Genomic DNA, 12,527 nt, shown 5'->3' on the forward strand with positions numbered 1-12,527 from the left:
ACACCTCAAGTTATAACTATGTAATGAACTAAAAGCAAAATAATTGTTATCCAAATCACAAAAATACATAATGATCCTATAACCTTTATTTTATGATCAATATAAATCTTCTCAGTTTGATTTTTATATCTTTCAAATATTTCTCTCGGAATTAGCTTGATAGCTAGATAAATACCTAAGGGAACCAAAATTAAGTCATCTAGATAACCTAAGATTGGTATAAAATCAGGTATTAAGTCAATAGGACTTAAAGCATATGCAACAACTATAAAGCTAACTACTTTAGCATATAAAGGAGTTTCTTTATCTCTATAGGCAAGGTATATAACTTGGATATGCCTCTTCAATTCATTAGCCAATTCTTTTAGCTTTCCCATCATTTATTTCTCGACCTGCATTCTAAAGGAAAAAGGATCAATAGCTCTTTGTACAGCAAGGATACCATCTAAGTGATCATATTCATGTTGAATAAGTTCAGCTAAATCACCCTCGTAATCAATAGAACAGTCCTGCCAATTCTCATCTTTATAAGAAACTCGAACTCTTTTATAACGTAATACCTTGACCTCTAATCCAGGAAAGCTCATACAATCATCCCATAACTCAAATTGCTCATCTTCTAAAAAATCAAGTTTAGGATTAATGAACCCTATTGCTTTACCATCTATATACATATAGATAATTCTATAGCTTTCACCAATTTGAGGTGCTGCTATTGCTCTTCCAAAACCACGTTCTTTTCTAAAGTGAGTCATTGTATCATGCAAATCCTTAAGCACTTCTTTTGCTTTAGGTAAATCAGCTTCAAGTATAGGTTTTGAAACCTTATAGAGCCTTTCATCTCCTAATAGTAGAATCTCTCTCTCTGCCACACAATCCTCCCCTTATTCATAAAGCTTATCTAAGCTCTTATTCCCATAATACTTCTTATAGACATCAATTGCATAAGTATCCATCATTCCTGCAATGTAATCGACCGCACAACGCTTTAATTCTTTTGGATCATCTTTTTGGATGGGGCGATATTGTACTGGTAATAACATACCATTTTTATTGTATTTTGCATCAGAAAAAATCTCATATAAACCTTTGATAGCCTTTTCACCAGTCCGCTCATAAAGAATAACATCATCTGTACGATTAATGCATTTAAACGTAAATTTCTTCAATCCATAAGCTAAGAGTTCTAAATGATTAAAACCTAATTCATAATCATTAGCAGTTCCAGTCAAATCTTTAAATTGACTGTCTACTCTTACTAGCCCTATATCACTCATCAATCGATGAACAAGACTGGAAGTTAATTCATTTCTCAAAAGCATGCTGTATTCTTCAGAAGAGTTATAATTAGCCGCTGAATTAGCCACATCTTTTGCTTTGAGGACTATTTTTTCCATGGTTTGAATACATTGCTCATCAGCACGTTTTTGCTTTAAATAACGTCTAAATTCATACATAAATTCATCTATTGTAAAGAGTTTTAAGCTTAAAGCATCTTCAAGATCGTGGACTGCATAAGCAATTTCATCTGCAATATCAATGATCTGTACATCTAGAGTTCTAGGATGTACATCAACATGATCCATTAATATACCTTTATACTCTTTGTAGGTATCCTCGTAGATAAATTTTTTACGTTTCCTTTCTTTTTGTACAAAATACTTAATTAAACCAAGTTGCGTACGATAGGTTAAATTCAAGCCTCGATATTTAGGAAATTTATGTTCTAATTTTGTCAAAACACGAATGGTCTGAGCATTCCCTTCAAACCCACCAATATCTGCGCACTGCTTATCTAAAACTCTTTCCCCATAATGTCCAAAGGGTGGATTCCCAATATCATGTGAAATAGAGCAAGCTTCAATAACATACATATCGTCTTGATAGAGATTTTGACACCCAGTCTTATTCTTAATTTTATCTGCAATACCTCTGGCAATTTGAGAAACTTCTAAACTGTGAGTTAATCGATTTCTATAAGACTTTGAAGTATCGATACCTATTAGCTGCATTTTCCCTTGTAATCGACGAAAAGAAGAAGAATAGATAATCCTTGCATAATCCCTTTGATAAGGGTTTCTTTCCCTTTCTTCTCTTTCCTCATGCTGTCGGAAGTTCAATTGATTTAAGTTTCTACATTGCTCCATTATAATCTCTTTAGCTTCTAGCTTACTAAGTTCCATAACGGCACCTACCTTGTTCAATTATGCTATGATTTAGCTTTTATATGTAACCTATAGCATACCATCACTTCACGATTTTTAAAACCTTCATCCTTATACAGGGTTAATGCTTGTTCATTTTCTGCATTAACACATAGCATCATATGCTTTAAATTATGCTCTCTAGCAAATAATATACCTTTTCTTAATAATAATCGCCCTAACCCTTGATGCTGATACTCAGGAATAACTGCTAAGGATGAGATAAAACCATAGGAGACTTTTTCTTCCTCTTCTTTTGAAATTCTGATTATGCCAATAGGACAATCATTTTTATACAGCATAATCATACCGTTTTTAATACAGTCCTCTTCATGACACATATCCTTAACCATGTCTGGCGTGATCGGTGTCGTACTTCCTGCTAACTTTTGAAAGGCTTGGTTTCGTACATGACACCAATCTTCTTCATCTTTAACTTCTACAAATGATCTAAATATAAAACCTTCAAGTGGACTAATCTCTTCTATTGGCAATTCAGATCGTACCATCAGATAAGAATAGCGTTCAACCCTAAAACCTCTAGATTCAATTATTGCCGCAACTTCTTTATGTAAGATATCATTGAATAGAAAAATGCTACCGATTCCTAGAGAATAGGCTTCTTTATTGACTGCTGCAATTAATGCTTCATACACCTCTTTATTATTATCCATTGCATGGAGAATCCTTATACGTCCATGATTAGCTTTCCTAAAATAAGGAGTCCATATCACTGAGCATACTCCAATAATTTCTTCTAAATCACTTAACGCTATGTAAGTTATATTTTCATCATTAATTTTATATTTCTCAAGATCACTGTCATAAAGATAGGATTCATCTACGTCCTTCCTTGCTATACGACAATAAGCTTTAAAAGCTTCTAACTTATTTTCATCTAATGCTAATATTCTCATGGAATAATCACCTACTTATCTAATTTAATCCAACGGTCTCTATATGATTTTATAATGAAATCAGGCTTACATAAATAATCCCTTAAAGTATCTCTTAAAAACTCTAGATTATAGACCACATTTCGGTTGTTACTCAAGGGCTGATAACCAGTTCCTCTATGTAAATAATCTGATGTAGCTACTCTATACCATCTATCTTCTTGCAAAACCTCATTCCCTATATAGATTTGAATAAGCTTCCTATCAACATACTCAATATACCCATTAGAGATATGCAATTTCCCTACATACTTCCCTCGAAATCCAGGTCCCTGCCCATCTGCCATGCAAGTATCAGCTTCCATAGACAATTCAAAGGCTTCCCTTAAATATTTACCCTGTATCTCAAAATAGGTTGGATTTAATGGTGATGGACAAATTTCTAATAACTTTTTATCATTGACTACGCCCTTTCGTATGCCTCCGTTGATAACACCACTGTTAATAAAGGCCACATCACAGTCAATAAGATCATACAGTGCATCTGCTAGGAGGTTGCTTATTGGATTTTCTTCCATCACGTCATGCCAAAGATCTTCTTCAATAGTATACAAAGGTTTGCTCATATATTCGATAGCACGTTCTTTATTGTCCTTGAGTAGTGAGACAATTCCTTCATCGGCTCCTACACCCTTAATGCTTATATTTTCTGCACTTTCAAGCAATAGCCTGTCATCATTAATGTCGATTGTCATCATTCCTAGATGTTCCCCATAATGACCTGACATATGTAGCAGAGTACCATTCACATCTTCTGCTTCATCCATTAAATCGTGAGAATGACCACCGATAATAATATCTATTTCATCAAACTTCTCAGCAATTTCTTGATCATTAACCAAACCTACATGGGATAAAAGTATACAAAAATCGTAACTTCCTTCCTCTTGATCCAACACATCACGAATAGCTCTATGATAATTTTTCGCTTCTAAACCTTCTAGCTCAAAGAAAGTATTTAGATTAGGGGATAAGCCGAAAATCAGAAATCGCTTACCCACCTTCTCCAAAATAACATAGCGATTCAATCCCTCTAATTCTTCTACTAAGCCTTCATGGTAAAGATTAGCACTTAAATATGGAACTGTGCTCTTACTAGACATGTAGCTTAACGTCTCTTTTCCATTGAAAGTCTCATTATTACCAACAGTCATTGCATCATAGCCTGCATAATCCAACAATTCATTTGCAGCACACCCTCGTGTACCTAATACTTCTAATCTTTTAAAGTCCGCAAAATCTCCCGCATCTAATATAATAGTATCACTATCAGCATATTTTTTTATTAACGTTACAACCTTTGCAAAATTCTCATAGTTACTATGAATATCATTGGTGTGAAGAATCTTTAACATCCTCATCCCCCTCTACATTGAGCTGCCAGTAGCCTACATCAAGCCATTTATCAAATTTATACCCAACTTTTTCGAATTGAGCCACCTTATGAAAACCAAATTTCTCATGGATGGCTATACTCCCAGGATTAGGGATCGTAATACCACCGATGATACAACGAATATCTCTTAATTTTAAATTTTCTAATAAATGTGCCATCAACTTTGATCCAATTCCTTTGCCTGTCTGTCTATGATCAAGATAGATGGATATCTCAACTGCAAAACGATAGGCTGAACGTTCTCTCCATTTATTGGCATAGGCATATCCAAGAACTTGACCATCTTCAATAAATACAAACCATGGGTATTTTTTCTGTATATAACCCATTCGCTTTATAATTTCTTTAGATGTGATCAACTCTTCCTCAAACGTAATAGCGGTATTTTCAACATAATAATTATAAATACTAGCGATAATTTTAGCATCACTAATCATGGCTTCTCTAATCATATGACAACTCCTCAAATTAATTTATTCTATTATAGCACAAGAATGAAAAAAATTTAAAAACTTCTATTAATTTTGCATAAGAAAAGATCAACCGGACATACTATGAATGTAGCAGAAAAAGTCTTGTTAGACTTTACTGTTATATAACTTGTACTTTTGTACAAGTAAAAAAGGGTGACCTCCATACAATGGAAAGTCACCCTTCTAAACATTTGCTTAAGGAAACTTCTTATTTAGGACTAACTTCCCCGTTAGTCCTTTTTATTTACTCTTCGCTATTATAAATTTCTGTGAATGAGTGTTTTTCACCTTTTTCTTTCCATCCAACAATACAATCAAGGTTAACATTATGTGCCGCTTGGAATATACATTTATCAACATCATCAAAGTTTTCTTTTAAATTAGCGATTAATTGCTTAATCTCCGCTCTTTTACTGGATGTCTTTTTAGCTGCAACGACACAGCCACAATTCATTGGAGATAAACCATTGTTTTGCGTAAATCGTTTGATATCTTTCTCACGTATATGATACATAGGACGTATTAATTCGAGACCTTCAAAATTGGTAGATTTTAATTTTGGCATCATGGTCTTAAAATTACCTGAGTAAAGAATATTAAGCATGGTAGTCTCAATAACATCATCAAAGTGGTGTCCTAATGCTAACTTATTGCACCCTAGTTCTTGTGCCTTACTATATAAGGCTCCTCGACGCATTCGAGCACACATATAACAAGGGTACTCATTCGCTATACGATCAACTACACCAAAAATACCAGATTCAAAAATATGAACAGGTATGTTTAAGTGATTACAATGATCAATTAGTCTTTCTCGATTAGTGTTATGGAATCCTGGGTCCATGGCGATGAACTCTAGTTCAAACTTAATCTGACCATGACGCTGAAGCTCTTGAAATAGTTTTGCCATAAGAAGACTGTCTTTTCCCCCAGATATACCTAAGGCGATTTTGTCTCCTTCTTGAACTAAATCATAGTCTTTAATCCCCTTAACGAATCGTACCCAAAGCTCTTTTCTATATGTTTTAATGATACTTCTTTCTATCTCTTTTAAAGTCTTTCTCTCACTTAATGGAATTAATAATTCACATCCACTTCCCGCAATACTATTGCTCATCTATCATTCACCTCAAAAGTCAATTTTCCACATATTTTTCTTCATCCTTTTGATTATAAATTACTAACGACAACTCGTCAATAGTGTTATTTTCCTATCCAATCTCTTCACTTAACGAACGTAATAGATGAGTTGATTAAGAGTATATAAACTCACTGTTTATTAGCCTTGTCTATACTTATCATTCTATTTTTTATCTTTTTGAATTTCACTTTATAACAATTATCCACTATGTACCGAAAGCATGTAAGGGGTTCTATGGAGCAGCGAACCATGGACGGTGAGCCCGGCTATAAAGACATGGACGTCTTCCTAGCCGGCGAATAGAACCCCTTACATGCTTGACTCTACGGCAATTAACTCAAACACTCTATTGCAAAGATTTTTCTATAGTTAGCTTTTCAACATGCTTTATATAATATTAACCTCATTCTCCATATTCTCAAAAGCCACTGATAACATCAATTTAATCCTATTCAATTGATTAACCTCACTTGCCCCAGGATCATAATCCACCGCTACTAGATTAGCCTGAGGATACTTCTCTTTGAGAGGACGCAGCATCCCTTTCCCTGTCACATGATTCGGTAGACAAGCAAAAGGTTGCATACAGACAATGTTATTGACACCACTCTCAATGAGTTCCACCATCTCAGCCGTTAAAAACCAACCTTCCCCTGCATGATTACCAAGAGATAAAATCGTTTCTGCTCCTTCTGCTAACTCTTGGATGGTTTTAGGACTATCAAAAAGTTTACTTGATTCTAGGGCTTCTCGTAGATATCGTCGATACTTTTCTACATAACTGATGGCTAAATTACTAAGAGTAGCTTTTACCTTGCTCTTACCTAAATACTTACTCTTAAAGTTGGCATTATACACGCTGTAAAGAAAGAAATCAATAAATGGTGGAACGATTGCTTCTCCACCTTCTTCTTCAATGACATTGACAATTCCATTATTAGAATAAGGGTTAAACTTAACAAAAATCTCACCGGTTAAACCAACCCTTGGTTTCTTTATTTCATTTAAAGGTAACAATTCAAAATCATTGATAATACCTTTCACATTAACTTTAAACTCTGATAACTTACCATTTTTGACGTTCTTTTTACATGAGTCTATCCAAGTATTATAAATAACTTCTGCCTGCCCAGTATTCTTCTCATAAGGTCTTGTCCGGTAAAGTAACCTCATCAATAAATCACCATAGAGAATAGACATAACCAACTTATTCATTAATGGTAGTGTTACTTTAAAACCGGGCTGTTTTTCCATCCCTACTGCATTGAGAGACAAAACTGGAACATGACCTAACCCAGCATCCCTTAACGCTTTTCGAATGAATGCAATATAATTTGTAGCTCTACATACCCCACCTGTTTGAGAGATGATAACCGATGTATTATGGATATCATACCCTTGATACTTAAAAGCACACATAATTTGACCAATAATGAGTATCGAAGGATAACATGCATCATTATTAACATATTTTAATCCTTCTTCTATAACCCGATCATCGATATCTGGTAGTATCCGTAACTGATAACCACAGCTATTAACAGCTTCTTCCACAAATTGAAAGTGAATTGGGGATAACATAGGAGCTAAGATCGTATGCTTTTCTTTCATGTCTTTTGTAAAAATAACTCTTTCATGATTCTTAGAGACTTTTTCAGGTATTATACCTTTTTGCTCCCGCTCATCTATAGTGGCTTTTAAAGATCGTAAACGAATTCTAGCAGCACCTAAATTATCCACTTCATCGATTTTTATCATGGTAAACAACTTTCCATGATTGCCTAATATCTCAGCCACCATATCTGTTGCTACTGCATCTAAACCACATCCAAAGGAATTTAACTGCACAAGTTCTAGAATAGACTTATTAGCTACATAACTGGCTGCCGCATAATCTCTTGCATGATAAGTCCATTGATCCACAACTCTTATGGGTCTCTCAACCTCTCCTAAATGAGCTACAGAATCTTCTGTAAGAACAGCTAGTCCAAGACTATTAATCAATTCAGGTATACCGTGATGAATTTCAGGATCAATATGATAAGGGCGGCCACAGAGTACAATTCCCTTTTTGCCTGATTCATCAAGATAGTTAACAATTTCCTCACCTTTTTTTCGTATATCTTCCTTAAAGCTCTCGTTTTCTATCCATGCTTTTTTTAATGCTTGATTAACTTGTCCTTTGCTATGGCCATAAGCTTTAAATGTCTCATAAAGTACATCACTTAATGCCTTGGCATTATCTAAAGTGACAAATGGATTAAGATATTCTATCCCCTTATCTTCGATGATTTTCATATTAGTTCTAATCACCTCAGGATAGGATATAACAAGGGCACAGTTCAAGTGATTATCACTTTCTTCGAATTCTTTCTTTTCGTAGAAAACACATGGATAAAATATCATATCCACATCTTTCTCTACCAAACTCATAATATGCCCGTGGACAAGCTTAACTGGATAGCATGCATTTTCAGATGGAATAGTTTCAATTCCCTTCTCATAGATCTTCTTATTACTTCTAGGCGATATCTCCACCCGATAACCCAATTCCGTTAAAAAGGTAAACCATAAAGGATAGTTCTGATAAATATTCATAACCCGTGGTATACCGATAGTTCTGAAGGCTTTTTCCTTTGGCAAGGGACGATACTTAAATAATCGCTTATACTTGTAATCGTATAAATTAGGTAATTTTTCATCACTGTGCAATTGCCCTGCTCCTCTTTCACAACGATTACCACTGACATATGAACGATCATCGTCAAATGTTTTAATAGTGAGGAGACAATGATTACCACAAAGATCACACCGTTTACGAATTGTTTTAGAAGTGAACTCTCTCAGTTCTTTTAATCCTAGTATACTTGACTCACCAGAAGTATAACGCTCCCTTGCAATAACCGCACATCCATAAGCCCCCATCAAACCAGCTATATCTGGGCGTATAGCTTGCCGATCCGAAATAATCTCAAAAGCTCTAAGAACGGCGTCATTATAGAAGGTTCCTCCTTGAACAACTATGTGCTTTCCTAATTCCTTCGGATCCTTAATCTTAATAACCTTCTGAAGAGCATTCCTAATGACCGAATAGGAAAGTCCTGCTGATATATCCCCAACTGAAGCACCTTCTTTTTGAGCTTGTTTTACCCGTGAATTCATAAACACTGTACACCTTGTTCCCAAGTCTACAGGTTCTGATGTAAATAGCGCCTCTTTACTAAACTCTTCAACAGAGAATCCTAAGGAGTCTGCAAAGGTTTCGATAAAAGATCCACATCCTGAGGAGCAAGCTTCATTCAGTAAAATGGAATCAATGACACCATTTTTTATCTTTAAACATTTCATGTCTTGCCCACCAATATCCAATATAAAATCAACATCGGGTAAAAATTTCTGAGCAGCTTTAAAGTGAGCTATAGTTTCTATCTCTCCAATATCCACTTTTAAGGCACTTTGAATCAAGCTTTCTCCATATCCTGTGACAGCTGCATTAACTAAGAGGGCTTCTTTAGGTAATTGGCTATATAAACCTTCTAGTACATTAATGACACGTTCTAGCGGATGTCCATCATTGCTTCCATAATGACTGAATAAAATTTCATCCCCTTCTCCTGTTAAAATAACTTTTGTGGTCGTAGAACCCGCATCAATACCTAAATAGCACTTTCCTTTATAATCCTTTAAAGACCTTTTGACTGTTTCAGCCTTTGCATGACGTTGCTTAAACCTCTCATAGTCCTCTTGATGATTAAAGAGAGATTGTAAACGATTAACTTCATAATCGTCCCTACCCTCTATCCCTTTTAAAAGAGATATAAGTTCTGGTAAACATGTGTACTCTTTATTTTTCTTTGAACTGTGAGCCGCTCCTAGAGCTACAAAATAATGAGGATAGTTTGGGAAAACTATTTGATCCTCTTTTAAATCTAAAGTGATTACAAAACGCTTTCTAAGTTCTGAAAGAAAATAAAGTGGTCCACCTAAAAAAGCTACTTTTCCTTTAATGGGTCTACCACAAGCTAATCCACTGATGGTTTGAGTAACTATACTTTGAAAAATAGATGCTGCTATATCCTCTTTTGCTGCACCTTCATTTATAAGGGGTTGAATATCACTTTTTGCAAAAACACCGCATCTTGCAGCAATAGGATAGATGGTCTTTGCATCCATTGCTAATGTATTTAAACCCTTGGCGTCAGTTTTTAGTAATGTTGCCATTTGATCAATGAATGCTCCTGTACCACCAGCACATGTGCCATTCATTCGTTGTTCAATTCCACCTGTGAAATAGGTGATTTTAGCATCTTCTCCACCTAGCTCTATGGCAACATCTGTATCTGGAATCTGCTTATTAACAGCTAAACTGCAAGCCATTACTTCTTGTATAAAAGGTACCTGTAGCCATTTAGCGACAGCTAATCCTGCCGATCCACTTACTTTAACTGTTATACGTTTCCCATAAACTTCGCTTATGGCCCCTTTAATGAGCTGAATTACACTACCTCTTATATCTGACAAATGACGTTTGTATTGATGATATCTTAACTGATTTTTAAAATCAACAACTACTATTTTTACCGTTGTTGATCCAACATCAATACCAACATGTAATACATCCTTCATATTCAACCTCTTTCTACTAATAAAATAGATCATGAATAATAACATATCCTAATAAAAGTCTTACCTTATTTCATAAAGTTATAACGAAAAAGACCCTCTTTGAGAGTCTTTTTCTGTAATGAAGTTATTTTCTTCCTCCCCGCTCCTCTCGAATTGTTAGAGGACTTTTACTTATGTGTCATTTTTATACTTTATTATATGAATAAAATCAGATTTTGGTGATTGAAGGCGATCAATTTCCATAAAATATTATTTTGAAATTGACATAAAGGTGTCGTAATTTCCATTCTTCCATTTTATAATGGACTATATAATAAGACTGTAAATGAAATTATTTAATAGATACAAGGGGGAACCAATATGAATCTTAAAAGAGTAATTGCATTACTTCTTTCCTTAACTTTAGCTTTATCCTTTATCGGATGCTCAAATACTAAGGAGACTAGTGAAACAAAAGAAGAAGCACCAGTTACTGATAAAGCAGACACTGAGCAAAACACGGAAACATCTGATGAAAAAGAAGAAGTTGTTCTAAAAATCTATACTCAATATTCAGATGATGATACAAAAGTTCCATACGACTATGCTGTCGCTGAATTAGCAAAAGAGTATCCTCATGTGAAACTTGAGTTAGATGTTCAAGCCCAAGATGATGGACAGAAATTACAGACCTATGCAGCTACAGGCAACCTTCCAGATATCTTTGGAGCAAGCTTATCACAAATTAATGCTTTTAAAGAAAATAATAATATTCTTGTCTTAGATGATTACCTTGAAAGTACAGGTTTTATTAATCATATAGACGAAGCTAATTATAACTTACTTTACAATGTAGATGGTCATGCTTATACATTCCCTGTAGCAGGTAATGAGTTGGTTCTTTGGTACTATAACAAGGCTATCTTTGAAGAATACGGTGTTAAAGTACCTGAAACATATGATGAACTTCTAGAAGCTGTTAAAGTATTTAATGAAAATGATATCATTCCTCTTTCTATTTTCGCTAAAGAAAAGTGGATTGATGTAGCTCTCTATGATACTTTAGTTACTTCTATGGAACCAGAAGGGATTACGCGTCTTGATCAAGGCAAAGGTTCTGTTACAGAAGAGGCTTATGTAGAAGCTGCTAAGAAACTCCAAGAATTAGTGAGTGCAGGGCTTTTAGCAAAAGGTGCTACTAATATGAACTATGACCAAGCACGTTCATTATTCTATGAAGGAAAAGCAGCTATGTTTCTCAATGGACAATGGGAAATAGAAGATTCAACCAATGCACTGGGTGATGATGTAGATTGGATGTGGTACCCAGTATCATCTTCAGTAAGCCACGCTATGAGTGGTGGTGGATCGGCAAATGGATTTGCTGTATCACCTTATTCTGAACATCAAGATTTAGCAGTTGAAGTGGCTTCTTTTATGGCCTTAAAATATGCTGAAGCTAAATTTATTCATCGTTCTAACCCTATTTTAGCAACAACTATTGACCCTTCTTGGGTACCTGCTAAAGAATTCCCACCGATGATGGATAAACTTGTTACTCATTTTGATACCATCACAAGCTATACCGCTTTTGATTGGGGTTTAAGTAATCCAAGTTTCAAAGTAGCTATCGAAGATCAATCTCAATTTATTTTAACACCTGGTTATACTGCTGATGAATTTATTGATGAACTGGACAAAGAAATGCAACGTATATTTGGTGAGTAAATAGATAATGAAACAATCTCCTGG

At 34.9% G+C, this 12,527-nt stretch carries 9 protein-coding genes; 1 reads left to right on the top strand and 8 read right to left on the bottom strand.

Annotated features, from left to right (window positions below; genetic code table 11):
• Positions 1 to 5: 5 nt before the first annotated feature.
• From C1Y58_RS27275 to C1Y58_RS18345, 8 genes are all read right to left on the bottom strand, one after another.
• Positions 6 to 380: a YkvA family protein gene (locus C1Y58_RS27275; protein WP_207655779.1), complete on the bottom strand. Its 375-nt coding sequence runs from the start codon at positions 378 to 380 to the stop codon at positions 6 to 8.
• Positions 381 to 872, bottom strand: a complete 492-nt coding sequence (locus C1Y58_RS18315) for a peptide deformylase (protein WP_105617645.1) — start codon at positions 870 to 872, stop codon at positions 381 to 383.
• A 12-nt stretch (positions 873 to 884) separates the two neighbouring features.
• Positions 885 to 2,183: a deoxyguanosinetriphosphate triphosphohydrolase family protein gene (locus C1Y58_RS18320; protein ID WP_105617646.1), complete on the bottom strand. Its 1,299-nt coding sequence runs from the start codon at positions 2,181 to 2,183 to the stop codon at positions 885 to 887.
• A 26-nt stretch (positions 2,184 to 2,209) separates the two neighbouring features.
• Entirely contained in the window at positions 2,210 to 3,121 is a 912-nt protein-coding gene (locus tag C1Y58_RS18325) for a GNAT family N-acetyltransferase (protein ID WP_105617648.1), read from the bottom strand.
• A gap of 11 nt (positions 3,122 to 3,132) precedes the next feature.
• On the bottom strand, positions 3,133 to 4,515 hold the full coding sequence (locus C1Y58_RS18330) for a bifunctional metallophosphatase/5'-nucleotidase (RefSeq protein ID WP_242985429.1): 1,383 nt from the start codon (positions 4,513 to 4,515) through the stop codon (positions 3,133 to 3,135).
• Positions 4,490 to 5,008: a GNAT family N-acetyltransferase gene (locus C1Y58_RS18335; RefSeq protein ID WP_105617651.1), complete on the bottom strand. Its 519-nt coding sequence runs from the start codon at positions 5,006 to 5,008 to the stop codon at positions 4,490 to 4,492. The genes C1Y58_RS18330 and C1Y58_RS18335 overlap by 26 nt, the downstream gene beginning before the upstream one ends.
• 265 nt (positions 5,009 to 5,273) lie before the next feature.
• Positions 5,274 to 6,146, bottom strand: coding sequence for a tRNA 2-thiocytidine biosynthesis TtcA family protein (locus C1Y58_RS18340; RefSeq protein ID WP_105617652.1), 873 nt, complete (start codon positions 6,144 to 6,146; stop codon positions 5,274 to 5,276).
• A 411-nt stretch (positions 6,147 to 6,557) separates the two neighbouring features.
• Positions 6,558 to 10,796 carry a 2-hydroxyacyl-CoA dehydratase gene (locus C1Y58_RS18345; protein WP_105617654.1) on the bottom strand — a complete coding sequence of 1,413 codons (4,239 nt, stop codon included), beginning with the start codon at positions 10,794 to 10,796 and terminating at the stop codon, positions 6,558 to 6,560.
• 360 nt (positions 10,797 to 11,156) lie between these two features.
• On the opposite strand from C1Y58_RS18345, the gene C1Y58_RS18350 reads away from it, so the two are divergent.
• Positions 11,157 to 12,503, top strand: coding sequence for an ABC transporter substrate-binding protein (locus C1Y58_RS18350; protein ID WP_105617655.1), 1,347 nt, complete (start codon positions 11,157 to 11,159; stop codon positions 12,501 to 12,503).
• The last annotated feature ends 24 nt before the right edge of the window (positions 12,504 to 12,527 follow it).

The sequence above is a fragment of the Vallitalea okinawensis genome, from assembly GCF_002964605.1.
GTDB lineage: Bacteria > Bacillota > Clostridia > Lachnospirales > PQDH01 > Vallitalea_A > Vallitalea_A okinawensis.